25 protein-coding genes are annotated in these 24,865 nt (G+C 61.5%); 17 read left to right on the top strand and 8 right to left on the bottom strand.

Translation table 11 applies throughout. From position 1 onward, the window contains the following. Positions 1 to 984, top strand: coding sequence for a LuxR family transcriptional regulator (locus ACSQ26_RS25555; RefSeq protein ID WP_436015476.1), 984 nt, complete (start codon positions 1 to 3; stop codon positions 982 to 984). A gap of 226 nt (positions 985 to 1,210) precedes the next feature. Continuing rightward, positions 1,211 to 2,401 (top strand): 23S rRNA (adenine(2503)-C(2))-methyltransferase RlmN, encoded by a 1,191-nt coding sequence (gene rlmN / locus ACSQ26_RS25550; protein WP_436015475.1) that lies wholly within the window; start codon positions 1,211 to 1,213, stop codon positions 2,399 to 2,401. Between the two features lie 78 nt (positions 2,402 to 2,479). Here the strand turns inward: rlmN and ACSQ26_RS25545 are convergent, their stop codons facing one another. After that, complete coding sequence (locus ACSQ26_RS25545) at positions 2,480 to 2,650, bottom strand: hypothetical protein (RefSeq protein WP_436015524.1); 171 nt, start codon at positions 2,648 to 2,650, stop codon at positions 2,480 to 2,482. On the opposite strand from ACSQ26_RS25545, the gene ACSQ26_RS25540 reads away from it, so the two are divergent. From ACSQ26_RS25540 to ACSQ26_RS25510, 7 genes are all read left to right on the top strand, one after another. After that, on the top strand, positions 2,588 to 2,734 hold the full coding sequence (locus ACSQ26_RS25540; RefSeq protein WP_436015473.1) for a type II toxin-antitoxin system HicA family toxin: 147 nt from the start codon (positions 2,588 to 2,590) through the stop codon (positions 2,732 to 2,734). The two genes, ACSQ26_RS25545 and ACSQ26_RS25540, sit on opposite strands and share 63 nt — an antisense overlap. Beyond that, the gene (locus ACSQ26_RS25535) at positions 2,731 to 3,060 is read left to right on the top strand and encodes a type II toxin-antitoxin system HicB family antitoxin (protein ID WP_436013935.1); all 330 of its coding nucleotides are present in this window, start codon (positions 2,731 to 2,733) and stop codon (positions 3,058 to 3,060) included. Before ACSQ26_RS25540 ends, ACSQ26_RS25535 begins: the two co-directional genes overlap by 4 nt. Before the next feature lie 11 nt (positions 3,061 to 3,071). Then, the gene (locus ACSQ26_RS25530) at positions 3,072 to 3,620 is read left to right on the top strand and encodes a DUF924 family protein (protein WP_436013933.1); all 549 of its coding nucleotides are present in this window, start codon (positions 3,072 to 3,074) and stop codon (positions 3,618 to 3,620) included. 368 nt (positions 3,621 to 3,988) lie between these two features. Then, entirely contained in the window at positions 3,989 to 4,375 is a 387-nt protein-coding gene (locus ACSQ26_RS25525) for an MAPEG family protein (RefSeq protein ID WP_436013931.1), read from the top strand. Between the two features lie 87 nt (positions 4,376 to 4,462). Next, complete coding sequence (locus tag ACSQ26_RS25520; protein ID WP_436013929.1) at positions 4,463 to 4,816, top strand: YciI family protein; 354 nt, start codon at positions 4,463 to 4,465, stop codon at positions 4,814 to 4,816. Then, entirely contained in the window at positions 4,816 to 6,066 is a 1,251-nt protein-coding gene (locus ACSQ26_RS25515; protein ID WP_436013927.1) for an RNA polymerase sigma factor, read from the top strand. Before ACSQ26_RS25520 ends, ACSQ26_RS25515 begins: the two co-directional genes overlap by 1 nt. A 127-nt stretch (positions 6,067 to 6,193) precedes the next feature. Then, positions 6,194 to 8,425 (top strand): methyl-accepting chemotaxis protein, encoded by a 2,232-nt coding sequence (locus ACSQ26_RS25510; protein ID WP_436013925.1) that lies wholly within the window; start codon positions 6,194 to 6,196, stop codon positions 8,423 to 8,425. Between the two features lie 64 nt (positions 8,426 to 8,489). Here the strand turns inward: ACSQ26_RS25510 and ACSQ26_RS25505 are convergent, their stop codons facing one another. Continuing rightward, a complete protein-coding gene (locus ACSQ26_RS25505; protein ID WP_436013923.1) occupies positions 8,490 to 9,131 on the bottom strand; it encodes a LysE family translocator in 642 nt (213 codons plus the stop codon). Next, positions 9,131 to 9,994, bottom strand: a complete 864-nt coding sequence (locus tag ACSQ26_RS25500) for an SDR family NAD(P)-dependent oxidoreductase (RefSeq protein ID WP_436013921.1) — start codon at positions 9,992 to 9,994, stop codon at positions 9,131 to 9,133. The genes ACSQ26_RS25505 and ACSQ26_RS25500 overlap by 1 nt, the downstream gene beginning before the upstream one ends. 119 nt (positions 9,995 to 10,113) lie before the next feature. Between ACSQ26_RS25500 and ACSQ26_RS25495 the strand changes: the two genes are divergently transcribed. From ACSQ26_RS25495 to ACSQ26_RS25485, 3 genes are all read left to right on the top strand, one after another. Beyond that, positions 10,114 to 10,389, top strand: coding sequence for a type II toxin-antitoxin system Phd/YefM family antitoxin (locus ACSQ26_RS25495; RefSeq protein ID WP_436013919.1), 276 nt, complete (start codon positions 10,114 to 10,116; stop codon positions 10,387 to 10,389). Continuing rightward, a complete protein-coding gene (locus ACSQ26_RS25490; protein WP_436013917.1) occupies positions 10,376 to 10,807 on the top strand; it encodes a plasmid maintenance toxin (PemK-like) in 432 nt (143 codons plus the stop codon). The genes ACSQ26_RS25495 and ACSQ26_RS25490 overlap by 14 nt, the downstream gene beginning before the upstream one ends. 88 nt (positions 10,808 to 10,895) lie before the next feature. Then, a complete protein-coding gene (locus tag ACSQ26_RS25485; RefSeq protein WP_436013915.1) occupies positions 10,896 to 12,119 on the top strand; it encodes an argininosuccinate synthase in 1,224 nt (407 codons plus the stop codon). A 184-nt stretch (positions 12,120 to 12,303) separates the two neighbouring features. Here ACSQ26_RS25485 and ACSQ26_RS25480 read toward each other — a convergent pair whose 3' ends face one another. Both ACSQ26_RS25480 and ACSQ26_RS25475 read right to left on the bottom strand, forming a co-directional pair. Continuing rightward, complete coding sequence (locus tag ACSQ26_RS25480) at positions 12,304 to 13,215, bottom strand: IS110 family transposase (RefSeq protein ID WP_436013913.1); 912 nt, start codon at positions 13,213 to 13,215, stop codon at positions 12,304 to 12,306. A gap of 259 nt (positions 13,216 to 13,474) precedes the next feature. Then, positions 13,475 to 14,650, bottom strand: coding sequence for an FAD-dependent oxidoreductase (locus ACSQ26_RS25475; protein ID WP_436013911.1), 1,176 nt, complete (start codon positions 14,648 to 14,650; stop codon positions 13,475 to 13,477). 92 nt (positions 14,651 to 14,742) lie between these two features. On the opposite strand from ACSQ26_RS25475, the gene ACSQ26_RS25470 reads away from it, so the two are divergent. From ACSQ26_RS25470 to ACSQ26_RS25450, 5 genes are all read left to right on the top strand, one after another. Then, a complete protein-coding gene (locus tag ACSQ26_RS25470) occupies positions 14,743 to 15,297 on the top strand; it encodes a TetR family transcriptional regulator (RefSeq protein WP_436013909.1) in 555 nt (184 codons plus the stop codon). Between the two features lie 116 nt (positions 15,298 to 15,413). Then, positions 15,414 to 17,471 (top strand): M3 family metallopeptidase, encoded by a 2,058-nt coding sequence (locus ACSQ26_RS25465; RefSeq protein ID WP_436013907.1) that lies wholly within the window; start codon positions 15,414 to 15,416, stop codon positions 17,469 to 17,471. 114 nt (positions 17,472 to 17,585) lie between these two features. Next, positions 17,586 to 19,169: an alkaline phosphatase D family protein gene (locus tag ACSQ26_RS25460; protein WP_436013905.1), complete on the top strand. Its 1,584-nt coding sequence runs from the start codon at positions 17,586 to 17,588 to the stop codon at positions 19,167 to 19,169. Positions 19,170 to 19,302: 133 nt separating this feature from the next. Next, a complete protein-coding gene (locus ACSQ26_RS25455) occupies positions 19,303 to 19,794 on the top strand; it encodes a hypothetical protein (protein ID WP_436013903.1) in 492 nt (163 codons plus the stop codon). Then, positions 19,791 to 20,246: a hypothetical protein gene (locus tag ACSQ26_RS25450; RefSeq protein WP_436013901.1), complete on the top strand. Its 456-nt coding sequence runs from the start codon at positions 19,791 to 19,793 to the stop codon at positions 20,244 to 20,246. Before ACSQ26_RS25455 ends, ACSQ26_RS25450 begins: the two co-directional genes overlap by 4 nt. Here the strand turns inward: ACSQ26_RS25450 and ACSQ26_RS25445 are convergent. From ACSQ26_RS25445 to ACSQ26_RS25435, 3 genes are all read right to left on the bottom strand, one after another. Then, complete coding sequence (locus ACSQ26_RS25445) at positions 20,236 to 21,912, bottom strand: M20/M25/M40 family metallo-hydrolase (protein ID WP_436013899.1); 1,677 nt, start codon at positions 21,910 to 21,912, stop codon at positions 20,236 to 20,238. The two genes, ACSQ26_RS25450 and ACSQ26_RS25445, sit on opposite strands and share 11 nt — an antisense overlap. 964 nt (positions 21,913 to 22,876) lie before the next feature. Beyond that, complete coding sequence (locus ACSQ26_RS25440) at positions 22,877 to 23,821, bottom strand: IS110 family transposase (RefSeq protein ID WP_436005541.1); 945 nt, start codon at positions 23,819 to 23,821, stop codon at positions 22,877 to 22,879. Positions 23,822 to 24,176: 355 nt separating this feature from the next. Continuing rightward, on the bottom strand, positions 24,177 to 24,779 hold the full coding sequence (locus tag ACSQ26_RS25435; protein ID WP_436013897.1) for a TetR/AcrR family transcriptional regulator: 603 nt from the start codon (positions 24,777 to 24,779) through the stop codon (positions 24,177 to 24,179). Between the last annotated feature and the right edge of the window lie 86 nt (positions 24,780 to 24,865).

The following is a 24,865-nucleotide window of genomic DNA, read 5'->3' as shown; positions in this document are numbered from 1 at the left end:
ATGCTATTGCCCGGCGTCACGGGAGATCGTTGGATGGACGAAGGCGAGGCTGACAAGGTCGCGATCCTCGCTGTGATCCGCAGCGAGACCGAGGCATGGCTGCAGCGGGACTTCGAAGCATTGGCGAGCCACTGGGTGCAGTCGCCGCAGACCCGGCGGATGGAGTATTACGCCTCGCTGGGCATCCGGGTCGACGAAGGCTGGGAAGAGATTTCCGCGCGATTTAAGAGGATCATGGAGCGATTCCCCAGGAAGGGTACTTTTTCCGAGCATGTTCGGTGGGAGAAGGTCAACGTCATCGTTGCCGAGAACATGGCATGGGTCACTTATGACCAGATCGGGATCGACGGCGGCGATGATCTCAAACGCGAGCTAAAAATTCTGCACAAGGCGGATGGTGTCTGGAAGATCGCCTGCGTGGTGATGATGGAGGGTACCGTCGAGCGGGCGAACTTGCCGTTGATCGAGGTCGACGCGGACGCGCGCATTCTGTGGACGAACCGACTCGCGCAGGAACGGATACGCGGCCATCAAGGGCTCGCCGTTGCTGCCGGTCGACTCCGCGCTCGGCAGCGCGAACACGACCCCGCGCTTCGTGAAGCCGTCCGCACAGCTCTTCGCGAACTGCAGGGGCAGACACGGCTGATCTTATCGCCGAAACAAGCCTGGGCGGTCACGCTTGGCGAGGATGCGGCGGGGGTGCCGATGCATTGCTGGGTCCATCTCGAAGATGGTAAGGCGCTGGTGTCGTTCGACGATGCGGAGACGATTGCGCGCCGGATCGATCAGGCACGGGAAATCTATGGCTTGTCACCCGCTCAGATCAGGCTTGCCCGCCTTATCGTCGATGGACACGACCTGGCGGGTGCCGCCGAAATCTTGGCAGTGAGCGTTAACACGCTACGCACTCAACTGCAGCGCATTTTCGACAAGACCGGTGTGCGTAGTCAGGCTGCATTGGTGCGTTCGCTGCTCAGCGGCTAGGCGCCCAACAAGTGATCGTATCTCGCAGGGGATATTTCAATGAAATCCTTGCAAACTGCAATATACTGCAGGGAATGGTGACTCCGCCCCAAAATGATGCTAAGCGGGCGCAAATTTCCCATATGACAGGGATGCGCAGCCAGCGGAGAGCAATCCGGCGGGCAAGCGCGACAGGACATCAGACATGACCACGATGGAAGCACTGAGCCCGGCTCAAGAAAAACCTATGGCGTTTTCGCCCGCGATGCTGGAGGCCCGTCCTTCATTGATCGGCCTGACGCGGGAGGAACTCGGCAAGGCGTTGGTGGAAAAGGGCTTGCCCGAACGCCAGGTGAAGATGCGGGTGCAGCAGATCTGGCACTGGCTCTATATCCGCGGCGTCTCGGATTTCGACGACATGAAGAATGTCTCGAAGGATCTGCGCGAGCTTCTGCACGCCCATTTCACCATCCAGCGGCCCGAGATCGTCGAAGAGCAGATCTCCAACGACGGCACCCGCAAATGGCTGTTGCGCTTTCCCCCGCGCGGCGCCGGCCGTCCGGTCGAGATCGAAACCGTCTACATTCCAGAGGACGGCCGCGGCACGCTTTGCGTCTCCTCACAGGTCGGCTGCACGCTGACCTGCGATTTCTGTCACACCGGCACCCAGCGCCTGGTGCGCAATCTCACTGCAGAGGAAATCGTATCGCAGCTCCTGCTCGCCCGCGACCGGCTGGGCGATTTCCCGGACCGCGACACGCCGCAGGGTGCGATCGTGCCGTCCGAGGGTCGCAAGATCACCAATATGGTGATGATGGGCATGGGCGAGCCGCTCTACAATTTCGACCACGTCAAGACGGCGATGCTCATCGCGTCGGACGGCGATGGCCTATCGCTCTCCAAGCGCCGCATCACGCTGTCGACCTCGGGCGTCGTGCCGGAGATTGTCCGTATCGGCGAAGAGACCGGCGTCATGCTGGCGATCTCGCTGCATGCCGTGCGCGACGATCTTCGCGACCTGCTGGTGCCGATCAACAAGAAATATCCGCTGAAGGATCTGATCGCCGCCTGCAAGGCCTATCCCGGCCTGTCGAACGCCCGCCGCATCACCTTCGAATATGTGATGCTGAAAGGTGTCAATGACTCGCTCGTCGATGCGCGCGATCTCGTCAAGCTGCTCAAGGGCATCCCCGCCAAGATCAATCTCATCCCTTTCAATCCCTGGCCGGGTTCGAGATACGAATGCTCGGACTGGGAAACGATCGAGGCCTTCGCCGATTTCATCAACCAGGCCGGCTATGCCTCGCCGATCCGCACCCCGCGTGGTCGAGATATCCTCGCCGCATGCGGCCAGTTGAAATCGGAATCCGAGCGGATGAAGAAGACCGATCGCCTGGCCTTCGAAGCGATGATGATCGCCAACCACGGCGAAGATTGAGTCGAGGCCGGTGATGCTCCACCGGCCGGTCGCGCTATTGCCAATTGGCAAACGATATCATATTTTGATACTATGACTCTAACAGCGAAACATCGTGCCACGCTGCAGGCGGTCTTCGCCGATCCGGTGCGGTCGAATATCGCCTGGCGAGATATCGAGATGCTGTTCATTGCCTGCGGCGGCGACATTACCGAAGGTCAAGGCTCGCGGGTTCGGGTAGCTCTGAATGGCGTTCGTGCCGTCTTCCACCGGCCGCATCCGCGGAAGGAAACCGACAAAGGCGCCGTGAAGTCAGTGAGACGGTTTCTGACAGAAGCAGAGATACGACCATGAATACAATGCATTACAAAGGCTATGAAGCCGTCATAGAATTCGACGAGGATGCCGAGATCTTTCACGGCGACGTCATCAATCTGCGCGATGTCATTACGTTTCAGGGCACATCCGCCCAGGAACTGAAGACAGCCTTTGCCGAATCCGTCGATGACTATCTGGCTTTCTGCGCCGAGCGCGGCGAAGAGCGGGAAAAGCCGTATTCCGGCCAGTTCGTCATCCGCACGGAACCGGCATTGCACCGCGCTTTGTCCACCGTCGCGAGGAAAGAGGGTGTCAGCCTGAACAAGTGGGTGACCAGGGCCCTCGAACGGGCATTGGATTGAAGGAGAGACACGTGAACCAGACCATCCACAAGGCCGCCGACTGCCTCGCATTCTGGAAGGACGCAGGCTATGAAAAATGGTTCACCAAGGACGCCGCCTTCGACCAGGAGTTCAGCAGCCGCTTCATGAACCTGCATTTCGCCGCCGCACGGCGCGAGCACGACGACTGGATCGAGCACCCCGACAGCGCGCTTGCCCTGATGATCCTGCTCGACCAATTCCCCCGCAATGTCTTTCGCGGCACCGGCCACATGTTCGCCACCGATCCGCTCGCCCGCACATATGCCCGCATGGCAATCGACAAAGGTCACGACAAGGAGGTTGGCGAAGTGCTCGCCGCCTTCTTCTACCTGCCTTTCGAACATTCCGAGGACCTCGCGGACCAGGACCTGTCCGTCGAACTCTTCAATGCGCTTGGCGGCGACTGGACCAAATATTCCGACGAGCACCACGAGATCATCAAGCGCTTCGGGCGCTTCCCGCACCGCAATCCGCAGCTTGGCCGCACATCGACGCCGGAGGAGCTGAAGTTCCTCGCCGATGGCGGTTTTGCCGGCTAGAGCGTTTCATTGTTAAATGGAAGCAGTTCTGCCGGGACAGATTTTCGTCAGGACCAAGGCGGCGGGCGAGCGTCGTACCCATAGGTACGGCCGGGACCGGCGCCGCAGGTCATGGCGGAAAGATGCCCGGCCCTTCGGGTTGGCTGAAACGGGCCGCCTGATCGACCGGCCGGCTTGGCCGTAGAGCTTTGGCTACGACACGCGCCGGCCGGTCGACCATCCGACTCCGTTTGAGCCAACAGAACTGATTCCATTTAACAATGAAGCGCTCTAAGCATCGACGCGACAAATAATTTGGAGATCATGTCGATTTGCCGATTGGCGGATCGTCACCCCGGTGTATCGTCAACATCAAGGGGGATTGGCCCATGGCCTTCCAGGTTACTTCCATTTACGCCTGCATATCAGCGATCGCCATGATCGTGCTCGCCCTCATCGTCAGCACCAAGCGCGGCAAGTTCGGCGTCGCCATCATGGATGGCGGCCATCCGGAACTCGCGCTCTGGATCCGCAAGCACGGCAATTTCGCCGAATTCGTGCCCTTCGCGCTGTTCTTGATGGCGCTGGCCGAGGCGCGCGGCATGCCGGCCACGTGGCTGCATGTGCTCGGCATCGTGCTTCTCGCGGCACGCGCCCTTCACCTGTTCGGAATCAATCTTGAGAAGCCGGCCGATCCGTTCCGGATCGCGGGCGCGGTCGGCACCCATCTGACCATGCTCGGTGCGGCCGCCTACCTCGCCTATTCGCTTTCGTGAAATTTTTTGCGGGTCGCATGTCGATCCGCGAAAATCCGTTCGTCATCAGGTACCAATCAAGAGGATTGGCCAAAGAGGAGATGAGAAATGAAATACATGGCTTTGATCTACGTCGATCCAGCGAACATGTCGCAGCCGGACTCTCCCGAGTTCGGGAAGATGATGACCGGTTACCAGATGGCCAATGAAACCTATCACAGGGACGGCGTATGGGTCGCGGGCGATGCCCTGCTGCCCACGTCGACCGCTACCACGGTCCGTGTACGCAATGGCAAGACGGAATCCATGGACGGCCCTTTTGCCGAAACCAAGGAACAGCTCGGCGGATACTATATTTTCGATTGCGCCAGTCTCGATGACGCCATCCGTTATGCGGCAATGATCCCCGGCGCGGCCAGCGGCGCCGTCGAAATCCGTCCCATCATGGTCTTCGACCGCTGATGGCTGAGGCTTCGGCGGAAGCGGCCACTGTTCCCAGTGCGATCGACGCGCTGGCGCGCCGGGACGGCGGCCGTCTTCTGTCGAACCTCGTCGGCGCCATCAGCGATTTCCAGCTCGCCGAGGACAGCCTGCAGGATGCGCTCGAATCCGCGCTCATCCACTGGACACGCAACGGGCTGCCGCATTCGCCGGCAGCCTGGATCATGCAGACCGCCAAGCGCAAGGCGATCGATCGCCTGCGGCGGTCGGCAAACTTCCGCTCCAAATCGGCCGAAATCGCCCATCTCATTCAAATGGAAAACGAATCCGTAGAGGACGAGGCCGAAGAGCCGATCAGGGACGAGCGGCTGAAGCTGATCTTCACCTGCTGCCATCCGGCGCTCGAGAAGAAGGCGCGCGTCGCACTCACCCTGCGCTCCGTCTGCGGCCTTACGACCGAGGAGATCGCCGATGCCTTTCTCGACAGCCAGGAAGCCATGGCCCAGCGGCTGGTGCGCGCCCGCCACAAGATCACCCAGGCGGGCATCGCCTATGAGGTGCCGGGCCCCGATGGCTGGAACGAGCGGCTCGAAAGCGTGCTCGCGGTCATCTACCTCATCTTCAACGAAGGCTATGCTTCTTCCAGCGCGGAACATATCCGCCGCGAACTCTGCGAAGAGGCAATCCGCCTCGGGCGTCTGCTTTCGGTCTTGCGTCCTGATGAGCCCGAGATCGAGGGACTGCTCGCCCTCATGCTGCTGCACCACGCACGCCGCTCCGCACGGCTGGGCACCGAGGGGGAAATCCTGTCGCTTGAAGACCAGGATCGCGGCCTGTGGGACGACCAGGAAATCTCCGAGGGAAGCGCCCTGCTCGAACGAGGACTGCGGCGCGGACGCGCCGGCCCCTACCAGTTGCAGGCCGCGATCATCGCGGTCCATGCCGAGGCGGCGAGTTTCGCGGAAACGGACTGGCATCAGATTCTGCTGATCTACGGATCGCTATGCGCAATCGCCGACAACCCGGTCTTCGAACTCAACCGGATCGTCGCCCTGTCCTATGCCGACGGACCAGCTGCGGCGCTGGAGCGCCTCGCACCGATTGCCCATATGCTCGGACACTATCAGCCGTTCCACGCCGTGCGCGCCGATCTCTATTCCCGCACGGGCCGTAGCGAGGAGGCAAAACTCGCCTATCGGCTCGCCCATGACCTCTCGCAGACCGAGGCCGAACGGCTGTTCTTCGAGAAGAAACTCCGCCAGTTCACTTGAGCGGCACAAAAATCTCCGCAAGTAATCATAGTCCAAAGTTTACTCAAACTTTAAACTTCTCTGTTGATTTGTCAGGCATTTCAAGGGGCTCGCAGTGCGTCACGCACCGTGGGAAAAGGGGTTATCGATGAGTTCGATTGACGTGAAACAGCCGATCTGGATCCGCATAACGGCCTACGGCTTCGCAGCCGTGCTTTTCGCCAGCGTGGCGATCGGCGGCATAGGACTTTACCGTCAGTCGGAGGTCAGCGAACAGGCGATCCACAAGGAGCTGACCAACGACCTCGACGTGATCGAATTCGACATGGCTGCCCAGAAGGGCGCCGCCTCAGGCCTGGCGCTGGCGATTGCCGGCCAGCCCGAAGTCGCAGATCTGATCACGTCGAATGCACGCGAAGACATTCTCGCCCGCTTCAGCCCCAACCTGAAACAATTGGGTGAGTTGAGCGGCCTGGGAATGATCACCTTCTCCAATATCGAGGGCAAGGCCGTGGCACGCGTCCATGCGCCGGACAAGTTCGGTGACGATCTGACGGGCCGGCGCAAGATGATCGTCGCCGCGCTCACCACCGGCAAGCTGGCGGCAGGAACCGAGCCGGGCCGCACCGCCGTCAGCATGTTCGCCTCCGCCCCTGTGATCAAGGATGGAAAGACCGTCGGCGTCGTCGATGTCGGCACCGCGCTCGCCAACGAGTATTTCGCGCCGCTGGCCACGAAGGTGGGCGCACAGGTCGCCGTCCATGTCTTCAAGGATGGCACCTTCGAAAAACAGGCTTCGACCTTTCCCGGAGAATCCGTACTGTCGCCCGAACAGTTGCAGGCGGCCTTCGATGGCCAGCCGGTGAGTGTTCGCATTTCCAGCGGCGGCCGTGATTACGCGGTCGAGGCCCAGCCGATCCTGAATTTCTCCGGCGCCAAGCTGGGCGTCATCGAGATCGGTTCCGACGTGACCGAGATCGTCGCCGCCAATGCCACGGCACTCTGGACGATGATCGTCGCCACGGTTCTCGTCTCGCTGCTGACGCTTGTCGGCTTCCTGCTCTTCGCCCGCTCGATCGCCAGCGTCATCCACGACATCGCCGTCACGATGGGCCGTCTCGCCGCTGGCGAACTCGATGCACCGATATCGAGCCAGAACCGCAAGGACGAGATCGGCGCGATGGCGCGCGCCGTCGATGTGTTCAAGGTCGCGGCGAACGAGAAGAAGCATCTTGAGCAGCAGGCGCTGGAAACGCGCCGCAAGCAGGAAGCCGAACGCGACCGCCTCTCGAACCTCGAAAACGCCAAGGCCGAGGATCTCCGTGCCTTCGTTCACGCCGTCGAAAAGGGCTTCGACAGCCTTGCGGCCGGCGACCTGACCGCCAGGCTGGATACCGCTGTTGCAGCCGAATTCGAGCCGATCCGCTCCAAGTTCAACCAGAGCATATCAGAACTCGAGGAGGTCATCGGCTCGGTTGTCGGTTCCGTCGGCACGATCAGGGCGGGCCTGCAGGAAATCTCCACCGCATCGAACGACCTCGCCAAGCGCACCGAACAGCAGGCGGCATCGCTTGAGGAAACCGTGGCCGCCCTCGGTCAGGTGACCAGTGCCGTCAATGACAGCGCCTCGGGTGCGGTGCGTGCCCAGAACGTTGCCACCGCCGCCCAGCAGAAGGCGTCGCGCGGCGGCGAGATCGTTGCCAATGCCGTGGAGGCGATGGCCGCCATCCAGCAATCCTCGGCGCAGATCAACACGATCATCAGCGTCATCGAGGATATCGCCTTCCAGACCAATCTGCTGGCGCTCAATGCCGGTGTCGAGGCCGCACGTGCCGGTGACGCCGGACGCGGCTTTGCAGTGGTAGCCTCCGAAGTACGCGGCCTCGCACAGCGTTCTGCCGATGCCGCCAAGGAGATCAAGGTGCTGATTTCCGCCTCTGCGGCGCAGGTCAAGCAGGGTGTGGATCTGGTGAGCGCATCGGGCGCCTCGCTCGGCGAGATCGTCGCCGAAGTGGGCCAGATGGGGCTCTTCGTCAACACGATCACGGCGAGCACCAGCGAACAGGCCGTAAGCCTGAGGGAAATCTCGTCCTCCGCCGACAATATGGACAAGGCAACCCAGCAGAACGCGGCCATGGTGGAGGAAACCACCGCCGCGACCCAGAGCCTGTCGCGGGAAACCGAGACGCTCGCGGATGTGGTCGCGCGCTTCAGGGTGCGCGGCAGCCACCAGCCGGCGGCACGCATCCCTCTCGCAGCGCCACGGGTCGTCGCTACGGCACCCGTTGCCCCACGGTCGGTCCCGAAGGCGGCGCCGCGCTATGCCTCGGCGGGCTCCGCAGCGATCGCGGTCAGCAAGGACGAATGGGAAGAGTTCTGATCGGCACGCCCGGCGTCCTGTTTTCTTCTACGGACTTTGAGTAAGTATGACGCAGGCGCGGTGATCACCGCGCCTGCGTCATGAATATCTTGACCGCAAACAGCGAAAATACCCCGGCAAAGGTATAGTCGATGCCGCGTAGCACTTTGCGGTTCCTTTGCAGCCAGGAGGACAATGCCTCGGCAGTTAGCACGACGGCGAAATTCACCGGCATGCCCCAGATGATGAACCACAGGCCGAGGAAGATCAGCTTGCCGGTGACATGGGGATCGGACGCGCTGACGAATTGCGGCAGGAAGGTCATGAAGAATATGATGACCTTTGGATTGAGCAGGTTGATCCAGAAACCGGAGAGATAATTCGCCATCCCCGAATTGACCGGGCCTTCCGCGCGCTTGACCGAAAGGCTCGAACCATGCCGGATGGCCTGGATCGCCAGCCAGACGAGATAGGCGGCACCACCCGTCTTGAGCACGAGAAACGCCGTCGGAGAGGCGACGATCAGCGCCGAGACGCCGAATGCCACCAGCAGGGTATGGACCACGACGCCCGTGGAAGTGCCGAGCACCACCATCGCACCGCCGAGTCGTCCGTCCGTGAGCGCGCGGCTGATCGAGATGGTCATGTCAGGGCCAGGCGTGATCGCCAGCAACAGGGTGGCGACGGTGAACGCCACCAGCGTCGTGAGATCGGGCAGGAATTCCATCACTTGAGGTCCTTTTCGAGGAATGCCTTGAAGGCATCGCCGTAATCCTTGTGCCAGCGCGACAGCGGCGGCCGGTTCTCGATGATGTCATGCGCCGCCCAATGGATACGCTTCTCGTCGAGACTACGCGGCACGTCGTTGTCGGGGCAGAGGATATAGAAATCGCCCTTCGCCAGCGACGCCATCATGAACTCGACCGTCTGCTCGGAAGTCCAGGCCGCAGCCGGCTTCTCCGTGCGGTTGCCCGCCGTCAATCCAGTAAAAACGAAACCGGGGATCAGCAGATGTGCGCTGATCCTACCGCCCTCGGTGTTGCGCAGCTCATGTTCCAAGGCCTCGGTAAAGACCTTCACGCCAGCCTTCGCTATGTTATACGCCGGATCGCCGGGCGGCGTAGTGATGCCCTGCTTCGAGCCGGTATTGATGATCAGCCCCGGCTCGCCATGCGCCAGCATCTTGGGTCCGAACACGCGGCTGCCGTGGATCACGCCCCAAAGATTGACCGCGAAGACCCGCTCCCAGTTTTCCAGCGGCCCGAACAGCGCGCTGCCGCCCCCGATGCCGGCATTGTTCATCAGCACATGCACATTGCCGAATCGTGCGGCGACATCGGTCGCGAGAACCTTGAGGTCTTCGAGTTCGCTGACATCGGTCGGGATCGCCGCAACCGCATCCGCCCCGCGCGGCGACGCGGCGGCGACTTCGTGTTCGGCCAAATGGAGCTTGTCGCTGCCGAGATCGGCGATCACGACATTGAGGCCGAGGGATGCAAACTGCTTGGCGGCGGCAAGGCCGATGCCTGAGGCTCCGCCGGTGATGACGGCCGTATTGCCGGGTTTGAAGACAGGGTGATGTTCGCTCATTGTCGCGATCCCTATGAAATGAATTTGCTATGCTTTTATCGCGATTGCCGGAATTGGCAAAGACCATAGATATTGCGGATATTACGGATTTCCCGTAATATCGGTTTAGGAGTATCCCGATGGTCTCAAAAGTCCCCGCTGCTGCAATCTCGAAGAATTTCGGCGCTTATCAGGACGATGCGTTGCGCGAACCCGTCATCATAACCAAGAATGGCCGTCCCCGCACAGTGCTGATGGCTTATGACGATTTCATGCGGCTTTCGAAGCTGGAACGTCGCGTCGAATTGACGACCGATCTCCAGGCTGAGGAACTTGCAGCCATCGAGATATCCGAAATGGAATCGGGCCTCGAATATCTCGATCGGGAACTGACGGCGACCGATGTTTCCAAGTGACATCAAGGTTGGTTACATTTTCCGCTATTCGTATCTGTGGCATGAGCAATATCGACAAGGCCGAGTGGAAGGCGACAAGGATCGGCCCTGCCTTGTACTCGCCCTGGTGAAGGTCGATGAAGACGGCAATCGTATCGTAAGAGTTCTGCCGATCACTCACACGCCGCCGGCCAATCCGGACGACGCAGTCGAGATTCCCCATGCCGTCAAGAGCCGCCTGCAGCTCGACGATGAGCGTTCCTGGATTATCCTCACGGAAAGCAACCGCTTCATCTGGCCAGGTCCGGACATCAGGCCGCTTGATACTGAGACCGGCTATTACGGGCCTTTGCCGCCCGGGCTTTTCAGGCAAGTGAAGGAGCGTTTCGTGGCGATCGCGAAAACTGCATCGCATCGGGCAATTCCACGCAGCGACTGAGACCTTTCCTATCGTCATCAGGGCTTGCACTTGCCGCATTTCGCGCTAAAAGACCGGCAATTCCAATCTATCCAGGCGGTTTATCATCATGGCGCTTCCCAAGGACGTGAAAAAAGTCGTGCTCGCTTACTCGGGCGGCCTCGATACGTCGATCATCCTGAAATGGCTGCAGACCGAACTCGGTGCCGAAGTCGTCACCTTCACCGCCGATCTCGGCCAGGGCGAGGAACTTGAACCCGCCCGCAAGAAGGCCGAAATGATGGGCATAAAGGAGATCTTCATCGAGGATGTCCGCGAGGAATTCGTCCGCGATTTCGTCTTCCCGATGTTCCGCGCCAATGCCGTCTATGAAGGCGTCTACCTGCTCGGCACATCGATCGCCCGGCCACTGATCTCCAAGCACCTCGTCGAGATCGCCAAACGCACCGGCGCCGATGCAATCGCCCATGGCGCGACCGGCAAGGGCAACGACCAGGTCCGCTTCGAGCTCTCGGCCTATGCGCTGAACCCCGACATCAAGATCATCGCCCCCTGGCGCGACTGGTCGTTCAAGAGCCGCACAGATCTCATCGAATTCGCCGAACAGCACCAGATCCCGGTCGCCAAGGACAAGAAGGGCGAAGCGCCGTTCTCGGTCGACGCCAATCTTCTGCACTCGTCCTCCGAGGGCAAGGTGCTGGAAGACCCTGCTGTCGAAGCGCCGGAATACGTCCACATGCGGACGCTTTCTCCCGAGGCCGCGCCCGACAAGGCGACCGTGATCAAGGTCGGCTTCGAAAAGGGTGATGCCGTCTCGATCAATGGCGTCCGCATGAGCCCGGCCACTTTGCTCGCCAAGCTCAACGATTATGGCCGCGACAACGGCATCGGCCGCCTCGATCTCGTCGAAAACCGCTTCGTCGGCATGAAGTCGCGCGGCGTCTACGAGACCCCCGGCGGCACGATCCTGCTCACTGCCCATCGCGCGATCGAATCGATCACGCTCGATCGGGGTGCCGCCCACCTCAAGGACGACCTGATGCCACGCTATGCGGAGCTGATCTATTACGGCTTCTGGTTCTCGCCCGAGCGCGAAATGCTGCAGGCCGCAATCGACCTCAGCCAGAGACACGTCGAGGGTGAAGTGACGCTCAAGCTCTACAAGGGCAATGTCATGGTCATCGGCCGCGAGTCGAACAAGTCGCTCTATTCCGACCAGCTCGTCACTTTCGAGGACGACCAGGGCGCCTACGACCAGAAGGATGCGGCCGGCTTCATCAAGCTCAATGCGCTGCGCCTGCGCACGCTCGGCAAGCGCAACCTCAAGGGTTGATTGCGGTTTTTATTCAAACGTGAGGCCTCGGCATCATCGCCGAGGCCTTTTCTGTTTCTCCGACGCCCACCTCACCACGGACGTCATCCTAGGGCTTATCTCTAGGATCTGGTACGGTCGCCACATCATAGACGTCGATTGCTGTACTTCGTCACCAGATCCTAGGGACAAGCAACCGTGGTTTTCAGGGTGCGAAAGCTGGATCGGTCCTTGCGATGGCGTTGAGGATTGTGATGAGCTTGCGGATGGTGGCGACCATGGCGAGTTTGAAGGGTTTTCCGTTCTGTCTGAGGCGTTTGTAGAAGCCACCGAGGACTGGGTCGGCTGCCTTGATGGCGCTCAAGACCGCCATGTAGGCAATATCGCGCAGATGTTTACGACCGCCCGAACACCGTCCCGGCCGGTTGGCTTTTCCTGATTGGCGTGCATGCGGTGCGACGCCGAGAAGAGCGGCGACGGTCTTACCCGAGACCTGGCCTAGTTCCGGCAGGTCGGCGAGCAGCGTGGTGGCGAGCACTGGTCCGACACCGCTGACCGCCGGATTGTCGGCGACAAGCGCATGCACCGCGTCCTTGATGCGCACGATCGCTCGCTCGATCGCGGCGAGGCGCTCTTCGATCAAGCTGAGCACCAGGGGTTCGGTCTCGGTATCGCACTGGCTGAGCAACCCACTGCGCTCGGCGACCAGCCGCCGCCTGTGGCCGAGCAGCGCCCCAAGGCTGCCAAGCGCCGGATCCCGACGGTAGGGTGCAAGCGCCTGATGGGCGGTCGCGAGATAGCGGGCAATCACGGCGGCATCGATCGCATCGGTCTTGGCGAGCTGTCCGATCGAGCGGGCAAAGCCGCGCACGCGCGATGGCTGCAGGATACGGACATCGATGCCCGCGGCATGGAGCGCGTCGGCAAGCGGCCGTTCATAGCCACCCGATGCCTCAAGACCGACGACAGATGCCCCCAGAACACGCAGGCGTGCGATGAGATCACTGAAATGCTCTGAAATATTGGCGAGCACCAGGACGTGACCCGCAGGATGGATGTGGACATCGAGGCGGGCTTTGGAAACGTCGATGCCGACAAAGGAAAGTTCAGATATCATGGCCTTGCTCCCAGGCTTGTGGTGCGGGCGAAAGCCCGATCAACCGTTCGGGGTCTAAGGGAGCAGGCAGGGCCAAGCTTGTCCTCGGCTATTCAAAGCCAGCCCAAGTGAACGGCCTCCTGCCTGCACCGGCCGGAGGTTCAGTCCGGCCGGTGCATCAAGTTAAACACACTTCGTCCACACAAGCCCGAGGATGACGAAAGGGGTGTCCCGCCGGTCCTAGCGCTTTCCGGCGAAGGGATAATGCCCGCTCCGAAACTCACAGCTCGGAATAAGCCTTGCGGCTGAGCCCCGACAGGCCGAGTTCCAGCTTCCGCTTCAGCGGCCCGATCTTGTCGAGAACGCCGAGCGCCACGTTGCGCACCGCGCGACGGAATCCGCCCTGGACCATTGCAAGACCGGTCAGGCGATCCGCCATGGCGAGGACTTCGATTGCTGCTGGACGCCGCAGCGCCTCGTAGCGGTCGAGTTCCGTTTCGGGCCGACCGTCCCTGACCACCCGCGTTAGCGCTTCGCCCAGAACCATGGCATCGACCAACCCGGTATTCATGCCCTGCCCGCCGGCCGGGCTATGGACGTGGGCGGCATCACCCATCAGCAGCATGCCGCCGTTGCGATAGGCCGTGGCGACGCGGTGATGCAGCCGGAAGCGCGAACTCCAGATCACCTCGCGAACCATCGTCTTGCCATCCGACGGACCCCGCGCCGCAAGAATCGACTGGATGTCGGCGATGCCGGGCTTCTCAGGCGCATTCTCCATCGTCGCAACGACGCGGTAGCGGCCATGCGGTAGGGGCGCCACGACAGCCATGCCTGATGGCGAGAAGAACAGCGACACTTCCTCATTGCCGATGCTCCAGTCCATGGTGATATCGGCGAGCACAAAGGATCCGGCATAGGTCTCGCCTTCGAAGCCGATGCCCGCACTCTGGCGCACGATCGAATGCATGCCGTCGGCGCCGACGACGAAACGGGCCTGCACTGCACGCTCGCCCTCTGATGTCGTGAGCCGCGCCACATGGCCATCGCCATGCTTCTCGACCGACGACACCGCCGTGTTCCAGTGAACCGATCCGCCCAGCGCCAGAAGGCGCTCCTGCAGCACCGCTTCCGTCTCGTCCTGCGGCAGCATCAATATCTCGGCATAGCGCGAAGGCAATTGGTCGAACCGTAGCCTGAGCAATGTGCGGTCGCGATCCCGAAGTGCGAACTTGGTGAGGTTCATGCCGCGGCGCGTCAGCTCGCCGACGACATCAAGCTTTTCCAATGCTTCCAGCGTATGGGCATGGATGACGGCTGCCCGCGAGGTGTTCTGCCCCGACGGCAGCTTTTCGACCAGCAAATGGGCTACGCCCGCCTGCTTCAGGGCAATGGCCAGGGCCAGTCCGGTGGGACCGGCGCCGACGATCAATACATCCGTCTTTTCGGTCAACATTTCGATCTCCTTTTGTCAACGTGTGTTGACTTTTAGATCGAGCCCTTGCATTTGTCAACGGGTGTTGGCATTTTTGTCGGATGAGTGATTCCGTGAAGCAGACCAAATCCGAACGAACCCGGGCGACCATCCTGGAAGCTGCGCGCCAGATCTTTGCCGAGAATGGTTATGAGCGCACCACGATCCGGGATATCGCCTCGGCGGCCTCGATCGATCCGGCCATGGTGATCCGCTATTTCGGCAGCAAGGACGAACTTTTCGCCCGTATCGCCGTGTTCGATCTCAAACTGCCCGACCCCAGCCAGGTCGAGCCTTCTCGGTTGGGCGAAGTGCTGGTCCGGCATTTCCTCGATATCTGGGAGGGCGAGCAGGGCAATAGCGGCATGGCGGTTCTGTTGCGCTCCGCCGCATCGAACGAGTTCGCGCTGCAAAAGCTCCGCGAGGTCTTCGCCGGCCAAGTCATGCCGGCGCTGGCGCGCATCGAAGGACCGCTGAAGCCAAAAGACCGGGCGGCTCTTGTCGCAACCCAGCTTCTGGGGCTAGCCTTCAGCCGCTACGTCATCAAGTTGCAGCCTGTCGTCGATCTTCCCCCGGAACTCATTGTCCGCGAACTGGGGCGTACTCTGCAAGCCTACCTGAAGGGCTGAGGTGGGCGACAAGCGGAATTTTCGGCCCTTTCAACGTTTGCGGTATCAAATCCCCGGCATGACTTCCTATATTGCTGGTGATTCACGAGACCAGATGCATCCGCGAAGGAAAGCCCATGACCGAACCCGCCATCAACCAGGCCATCTTCAACTGGGACGGCCCGCACGGCCTGCCGCGCTTCGCCGCCGTCCGCGACGAGGATTTCAAGCCGGCCTTCGATTTCGCTCTAGTGGCCCATGACGCAGAGATCGACACGATCGCCAACAATCCCGAAGCGCCGACCTTCGCCAACACCATCACCGCGCTGGAAATCGCCGGCGACGAACTCTCCCACGTCTCGTCGATCTTCTGGAACAAGGCGGGTTCGGATACCAACGAGGCGATCCAGCATCTCGAACGCGAAATCTCGCCCGTCATGTCGCGGCACTATTCGAAAATCGGCCAGAACGAACCGCTGTTCAAGCGCATCGATGCGCTCTGGGAGAGCAAGGACAGCCTCAGCCTGACGCTCGAGGAAACCCGCGTACTCGAACGTCACTGGAAGGGTTTTGTGAAATCCGGCGCCAAGCTGCCCAAGGAGCGGCAGAAGCGCCTTGCCGAGATCAACGAAAAGCTTTCGAGCCTCGGCACCAATTTCGGCCAGAACGTGCTGGCCGACGAGAAGAACTGGTTCCTGTTGCTCTCCGATGAAGACGAACTCTCCGGCCTGCCGGATTTCGTCCGCGATGCCATGGCCGCGGCCGCCGAGGCGCGGGGCGAGAAGGGCAAATATGCCGTCACTCTCTCGCGCTCGATCATCGAGCCGTTCCTGACCTTCTCCGAACGGCGTGACCTCCGCGAACAGGCCTTCAACGCCTGGACCGCGCGCGGCGAAAATCCCGGCCCTACGGATAACCGCGAGATCATCGCCGAGACGGTCGCGCTTCGCGACGAAAAGGCCAGGCTGCTCGGCTATCCGCATTATGCGGCACTCAAGCTCGACAACACCATGGCCAAGGACGCCGGCGCCGTGAACGGCCTGCTGATGAAGGTCTGGGAAAAGGCCCGTCTCCGCGCCCTGGAGGAAGAGGCCGATCTGGCCCGCCTGATCGCCGAGGAAGGCAAGAACCACGGCGTGCAGCCCTGGGACTGGCGGCATTTCGCCGAGAAACTCAGGGCCAAAACCTTCAATTTCTCGGAAAGCGAACTCAAGCCCTATCTCCAGCTCGAAAAAATCATCGACGCCTGCTTCGCGGTCGCCGGCAAGCTCTTCTCCATCAAGGCCGTGCGCCGCACGGATATCGCAGGCTACCATCCCGATGTCCGCGTCTATGAGATCCGCGATTTCGACGACAATCTGGTAGCGCTGTTCATGGGCGATTATTTCGCGCGGCCCTCGAAGCGTTCCGGTGCCTGGATGAGTGCCTTCCAGAGCCAGCACAAGCTGCCGCTCAAGAACGGCGCCAAGGGTGAGATCCCGATCATCTACAATGTCTGCAACTTCGCCAAGCCCGCCGAAGGCAAGCCGGCGCTGCTCTCCATAGACGATGCCCGCACGCTGTTCCACGAATTCGGCCATGCGCTCCACGGCATGCTGTCCGACGTGACCTATCCGACCGTGTCCGGCACCAGCGTATCGCGCGACTTCGTCGAACTGCCGTCGCAGCTTTACGAGCATTGGCTGACCGTGCCCGATATCCTCAAGGAATACGCCCTGCATTACGAGACCGGCGCGCCGATGCCCGAGGAACTGCTCGACAAGGTTCTCGCCGCACGCACCTTCAATGCCGGTTTCAACACGGTCGAATTCACCTCCTCGGCGCTGGTCGACATGGCCTTCCACACCAGGCCGCCGGGCGACCCGATGGTGCTGACAACGGAAGTGCTGGCCGAGATCGGCATGCCGTCGTCGATCGTCATGCGCCACCGCACGCCGCATTTCAGCCACGTCTTCTCCGGCGACGGCTATTCCGCCGGCTACTATTCCTACATGTGGTCGGAAGTGCTCGATGCCGACGCTTTCGAGGCCTTCATGGAAACCGGCAACCCGTTCAACGCCGAGACCGCCAGGCGGCTCAAGGAAAACATCTATTCCGTCGGTGGCTCGATCGACCCGGAGGATGCCTACAAGGCCTTCCGCGGCAAACTGCCGAGCCCCGACGCGATGCTTAAGAAGAAAGGACTGGCGGCCTGAGTTCTGTCACCAAAGCATCATCGAAACGTCATCGGGATATAACCCGGCTGACATGAATTCCCTGTTTGTTGCCGCCCGCGGGCATGACCCGCGAGCGGAATCAAGGAGAGCTTCATGTCCAGGATCACCAGCACACTTTCACGCCGAACCCTTTTGAAGAGCACGGCCGCGACAGGCCTCTTCGCAGCCACATCAGGCCTCGCGATGCCCTTCTATGCGCGCGCCGCCAACGCGCCGAGCTTCACGCACGGCATTCAGTCGGGCGACGTCGATTCGTCCTCGGGCATGATTTGGACGCGCGTCGACCGTCCCTCGCGGATCCAGATGGAGATTTCCACCGTCGAGAGCTTCAAGGACCCGATCCGGCTCGCGCCGATGAACGCGCTGCCCGAAAGCGATTTCGCCGTCAAGCGCCTCGTCGAGAACCTGCCCTCCGACCAGGAGATCTTCTATCGCTTTACGGCGGCCGATCTCTCCGACATCAATGTCATGTCCGAGCCGGTCACCGGCCGCTTCCGTACCGGGCCGTCGTCGCGCCGCAACATCCGCTTCGCATGGTCGGGCGATACGGTCGGCCAGGGCTGGGGCATCGACGACAAGGGCATGTATTCCTATGCCACGATCGCCAGGCACCAGCCGGATTTCTTCCTCCATTCCGGTGACACGATCTATGCCGACGGTCCGCTCAAGGAGAGCGTCGACCTGCCGGATGGCACCAAATGGGTCAACAAGGTCGTCATCCCCGAAAAGATGAAGGTCGCCGAGACGCTCACTGAGTATCGCGGCCAGTGGAAATACAACATGATGGACGAACACGTCCGCGCACTGAACGCCGTCTGTCCAACCTTCTTCCAGTGGGACGACCATGAAGTGACCAACAATTGGTCGGCGTCCAAGAGCCTGATGGCGGATGATCGCTACACGGAAAAATCGGTCGCGCTGCTCTCCGCCCGCGCTGCCCGCGCCTTCCATGAAATGACGCCGATCAGCTATACGCCGGCCGAGCCGGGCCGCATCTATCGCAAGATTTCCTACGGCCCGATGATGGATGTGTTCTTCATCGACCTGCGCTCCTATCGCGGCCCGAACGGTGAATCGAAGGAGACGGTGCTCGACGACAATTCGCGGATTGTCGGCGCCGAGCAGATGCGCTGGCTGAAGCGCGAACTCGCCAATTCCCGCGCCACCTGGAAGATCCTTGCCTGCGACATGCCGATCGGCATTATCGTCTGGGACAACGGCAAGGAGAAGAAGGGTGCCGAGGCGATCTCCAACGGCGACAACGGCCCCGCAAGCGGCCGCGAACTCGAAATCGCCGACCTGCTGCGCTACATCAAGACCTCGGGTATCACCAACACGGTCTGGCTGACCGCCGATGTGCATTACTCCGCCGCACATTACTACAATCCCGACAAGGCACAGTTCCAGGATTTCAACCCATTCTGGGAATTCGTCGCAGGCCCGATCCATGCCGGCAGCTTCGGCCCCAACGACATGGATGCGACCTTCGGTCCGGAAGTGAAGTTCGTCGGCGCGCCGACCAAGGAGCAGGGCCAGAACCTGCCGCCCTCGGCCGGCCTGCAGTTCTTCGGCCTCGTCGATATTGACGGCGCGACCGAACAGCTCACCGTCCGGCTGATCAACCGCGACGACAAGGAACTCTACAAGGTGACACTCGATCCGGTCCGGATGATCTGACGTCCGATCCATCGGCGGCAGGGCGCAGCCTCGTCTGCGCCCTGCCGAGAATAAATGCTTGCATCCCGCCGTTCCCACGTAGATTTTCATATCGGAAGCGCCGGCCCATCGGGTTCGGCGGATGGTGACGAATTTGGCGGACACAGGCGGATCGAGCGATGCAGTCGGAACCTCGGCGCGATGGATTCTGCTTGCGGTCCTCGGCATTGTCGGCCTCGGCCTGCTCATACCCGGCGGCCTGGTATATCTGACGGTTATCGGCGAATGGGCCGATAGCAGCAGGGGTTTCACTGGCATCGAAGGCGCCATCGGCTGGCTCTTCGGCCTTTGCGCCGCGGCTGCGATCGCGGCCGGACTGATTATCGTCGGCGTGATGCTCAGGCTCGCGCATTGGGGTCGTGCGCCGCTTGCGAGCCTTTTCCTCGCCGTCCTGTCGGTCGGGTTCATCATCGGCACCTACTTCGTCTTCTCCGACACCAACACGTCCGACAACAGCATCGAGGTGGTGTTTCTCCAGGGCTGCTGCATCGTCGCCTTGCTGGTGGTGGCGCTTCCGCCCTTCCTGCATTGGGTGATGACTAAACCGCAGCCTGCTATCACCGAGACACCGAAGGGTTGGGAATGAGCGAGCCGGTCACGAGCCAGAACCAAGGCAATGGGCCGGTGGTGCTCCGCATCGTGCTGGCGGTGCTCTGCATGATCCCCGGCTCGATGGGCCTGCTCGTGCTGGGCTTCCTCGTATACGCCTTTGCCGCCCAGGGCTTCCGCCTCATCGAGTCCGACAAGGAACTGACACGGCCCTATATAATCGGCTCGGTCGTCTTCATCGGCTCGTCGGTGATCGCCGTCGGCATCATTCTCCGCTATGCGCGCTCAAAGCGGGCGCCAGCCGCCAGCCTGTGCCTCGCCATCTTCTTCCTCATTGCCGTCATGATCGGTACCGGCATGATGCAAGCCACGTTCGATGCCGGCGACAGCGATAGCTGGCTATTCCTGATCATCGCCAGCGCCTTCGCTATCTTGACCGGCGCGCTGCCGCCGTTCCTGCATTGGTGGAACGCCCGCCCTACCGCTTGAGCAACACCTCCCGGACGATCTCGACGAGGAATTTCGGGAAAACGTCGAAGGCGTACGGCATGTAGAGCCGTTCGAGCCGCTGATGAAACTCCCGTCCCCATGGACCGATATTGACGACGGGATAGGTGAGCGTATCGGCCGGCGGGCGATCGACCCAGAGCGCCGCGGGCGTGTTGTCGGCCACGACGGCGGTATCGCTTTCATCGATCGCGGCGCCGAAGAAGCTCATGTCCGATATGCCGGTGAAATATTCGCGCCGCTTGAAGCTGGTGGCGTGCCGGCTCTCGATCGCGCCGCGCGCCCGGTCCAGCGCTTCGGCAAAACTCCGGTCGAGATCGCGCGACAGGTCCAGATGCGTGTGCGGATAGTGCAGGCTGGAGAAGCCGGTGATGACGGCCGGGCCAGTGATACGCGCCTCGGCCGCCATGAACTCGACCAGCGAGCGGGTGACGTTCAGCGGATTGTCGTTGCCGGCGAGCGACGAAGCCAAAGCATCGAAGCGATGCTGCGCATCCAAGCCTCCCGCCTTCAACGTCTCTTGCCTCAGTTCGGCAAAGCTGATCACGCGACCCGTGAAATCGAGTTTGCCCGGCTCGGTGCCGTTCATGTGAGCATAGTCCGCAGCCTTGGCCTTGAAGTCGCCAAGCGCTTTCTCCACCGCGCGTCCCACGATCGCATTGAAATCGCTGTAGAGTTCGGACGGCGTGCGCGAATGGAAGAGCCAGTTGAAGGCGAGCCAGACCTTGTCGGGCGTCGTCACCTCGTAGCCGCCGCGCAGGTCCTTCGCCTCGAGGCAGATCGGCGGCGGCGAGACTTGCGCCTCGCCGGTGTCGCAAAGCGCCGGATTGGCCTCGAAGGCGAGCATGATCTCGGATGCGATGCGATGCGCGCTGATGCCCTCGAACGGATAGCTCGCATGCGACGCCTGGCCGACAACGAAGGCGAAGGGCAGGAGCTTGCCGATCGTGCCGCGATAGATGGCGCGGCCCTCGGAGCCATCGCCCTGGTCGCTGGTCGCATCGAGATTGACCCCGGCGACAATATCGAGATTCCAGCGTTTCATGAGACCGGGCAGCGCATCGCGGAGCGACCGCATGCCGCGCGAATTGCGCTCCTCGTCGGGCGTGGCGAACAGAACGAGATTGCCCACGCGATCGGCCATTTCGGAAAAACGCTCCAGCGCGGCAATGCCTGCCGCCACACCGCTCTTCATATCAAGCATGCCGCGACCGGGGACGAAATCGCCGCTCCTCAGATCGTCTAGCGCCCGCGCTTCGGTCGCCGTGAGCGGTCGGCTTTCGAGATCGGCGATCAGCGCCGCCGTGAGTTCATCCGGCTTGCAGGCGAGATGCTTGAGTTCGAGATAGTTGCTGGTCTCGACCGTGTCGAAATGGCCGCCGAAAGCCAGCGTCCGCTTGCCCGACCCGCGCACTACGGCCACGACATTCCCAGCCGTCGGCGCGCCGTGGCTGTCGATCAGGGCGATGTCCTCGGGATGGTCGCGGAAATAAGGGATCTCGCGCAGCAGACCGGCGAGCCTGTCGGCGAATTCCGCCTCGCCCGACGTGCCGCTCTCGCTCGGCCAGGAGACGAGGCGGTAGGAGATGTCCTTCACGCGGTTGAATGGCTGCCAGGTGGCATCAACGTCGGTGGCATCGTCGGTCATGTCTGTCTCCTGCCCCATCGAGTCTCGATTCGGATTTCGGTTCGCGTGCAGTCTACCCCCCTCTGCCCTGCCGGGCATCTCCCCCACAGGTGGGGAGAATGGCTAGAGGCGTAAACCTCGCCAAAATCGAATGTCGTTGCTGAGCAACGGACGGTGAATTGGGGCAATGAGTGTGCCGCAGATATTCTCCCCACCTGTGGGGGAGATGCCCGGCAGGGCAGAGGGGGGCGAGCTTGCTCTGACGCTTGCGATTTCATCTCCATCTTCCCTCAAAACACACCTCCGCATTCACGCGAGCCCTTTCGCCCCGTGGTTTGATCATGCACGTCACCGATCTTCTTGCCTTGGCATGAGAGATCGGCCGGGGCACGTTTCCGTGCCACAGTTAGATGACCGGCCCTCGGAAGCCGGTCGTTAAGACACGTAGCCGTGCCCCGTATTCGGTGGTTTTTCCCGTGCAACTCCGGTTCCTCTGCGTCACCGAACGGCTTGGTACCGCTCAGGTTCTCGAACCCGTCGGCATCCGATGTCGATATCCCGCCATCCATCGCTGGCATGGCGTTCGCGGGATCATCACCCCCGCATTCCGATCGGGCCTCCAATGCCTCACAGGCACGCCCCGGCCTTTTTCAGCCGGGAGGAGAACCATTTTCTGCACGGGCCCGATCATGAGGCTTTGCGTCGCCTCCCCATGACCAGCACCGGCTCCGCCCCGCCCGCATCGCCATGCGGGGTAGCCGAAGGTGGAACGAGGGGATTGTGCCATGGAGTTTGAGAAATGGGAAGAGATATGAGGATTATTTTCCTATATTGGACCGCAAGCAATTGATCTTGCTGCAAATAAAAAATGCCAACAAGGCCAGTTCTGGCTAAGAAAGACCCCGCCCGAACCCATATGGATCTGTCACGAAGCGAGCCGCTTGCTCCCTCTTCTCCCCTTGGGGGAGAAGCAACCATGTCATTTTTATTGTGGAACCCAAGGCGTATCGCGCAGGATGACGAGGTTTGCGGCCTCGATGAGCTTTCGCATGATGGCGACGAGGATGAGCTTGGGCGGTTTTCCGGCGGCAGCCAGGCGTTGGGCGAAGCTGCGATGGCCGGGATCGCATCGTTTGGCGGCAAGAGCAGCCATGTAGAGCAGTTTTCGAGGCCTGCGGCGGCCTCCGGCAATGAAGCGCTGGCCCTTTCGCTCGCCGGAATCGCGGTCGAACGGCGCAACACCGACCAGGGCGGCGGCCTGTCCGCGCTTCATCGCGCCCAGTTCGGGCATCCGGATCAGCAGGCTCAGCGCCACGATGGAACCGACACCAGGCAAGGAGTTGAGCAGGGCGAGCCGCCGGGCGAGGTCGGGCCAGAGCCGGACGCGGGCCATGATGTCGGCGACAATCCTGGCCTTTCGCGCCAGCAGGATGGTCAACTGGGCGCGGGCATCCTCAATCAGGTCGGGCAGGCTCAGATGCTCCATCTGGGTCTTCAGCAGCGTTGCAAGCTCGCTGGCTTGCTCATAGGCCGTCAGTCGCTCGGCCAGTTCGGCAAGGCGCGGATCGGCGGCGGCTCTGACGCTCTCGACCTGGGCCGTGGCGCAGGCGATCAGCCGGGCGTCGATGCGATCATTCTTGGCCCGCAGGCGCTTGATGCGGGCAAACAGCCTGACCTCGATGGGCTGGTGCACGACCACCTCAAGCGCTGCGTCGCGCAAGGCTTTGACGATGGCGCGCTCATAACCGCCGGTGGCCTCCAGTCCGACGCGCCCGGCGCCCTGGGCACAAAGCCAGTCGATCAGCTCGCCATGTCCGGCCGGCGTGTTGGCCACCCGAACCATCGCCTCCGAGCCGTGGATCGCCGCGTCCAGCCAGAGCTTGGCGACATCGACCCCGGCGCTAAATGTGTTAGACTTCGATATGTTCATCGATCCCTCCTTGTGGCTCCGGACCCGATCGTCCCTGCAACCATCCGGATCAGTGAACAGCCGACGGCGACCCAGCTTCTCCACAGCCCAAAGGGCTCTGATGCCAACGGTCCCTCCGACGGTGGTCCGCCTGGTGCGTCAACATCAGGCGGACAAACCGGACAAAACCAACTTTACCAGAAATTCAACACACAAGATGCCCGAAGGGCTCAGGCGCAGCATGTCGCGCCCGGGATGAGGGGTTGCGCGCAGCGCCCGAGACCAGAGTTGGAACCCCTCATCCGGCGCATTCGCGCCACCTTCTCCCCAAGGGGAGAAGGGGGAGCCGGCGGCGATGTCTCCGTCCCTCACGGCCCTAAGAGGCCCTTGCCCCCGCCGCCAGCAATGCCACGAAATCATCCAACTCGCTTTCCAGACGCGTCGCGGGAATGCCGACGAAGCGGCCTTCGAGGCTGATCGAGATGATGCCGTGCACGGCGCTGAACAGGGTCAGCGCGCGGATCTGGCGATCTTCCGCTGGCATATCGGGATTGAGCCGGGCGAGCGGGCGGGCGATGAACTGGATCAGGAACATATGACGCTCCAGATGCCAGTCCGGCGGCGTCACATCGTCCGGCAGCTTGTGATCGAAGAGGGCCGCCCAGAGATTCCGGTTCTCGAGCGCGAATTTGAGATAGCCGCGCGCCAGGATTCTCAATTGAGCAGCGGGGTCGCTCTCCTCGGCCAGCATTTCGGTCAGTTGATGCTCCAACATTTCGAGCGTCGAGGAGTTCACATGCCATACCAGCTCGTCGAGATCGCGGAACGCCGTGTAAAGCCCGCCAAGCGCGCAGCCGGCATCCTGCGTCACATCACGCGCCCGGAGATTGCCGAGACCATCCAATATGATCCGGTTGCGTGCCGCCTCGATCAGGCGCGCCTTGAGATCCTCGCGTTTCATTTCCCGTTTGCCGGCCATTAACCATTCACTTTCGAAATAATGAACGACGTTCAAAATAATTCTTGAACATTGTTCGTCTTTGTGTCAGAACTTAATCGTGAACG

The sequence above is a fragment of the Rhizobium sp. LjRoot254 genome (assembly GCF_964254105.1).
Classification (GTDB): domain Bacteria; phylum Pseudomonadota; class Alphaproteobacteria; order Rhizobiales; family Rhizobiaceae; genus Rhizobium_E.
Note: the sequence above shows the minus strand (reverse complement) of the source record. Positions and strands in the feature narration are given on the sequence as shown.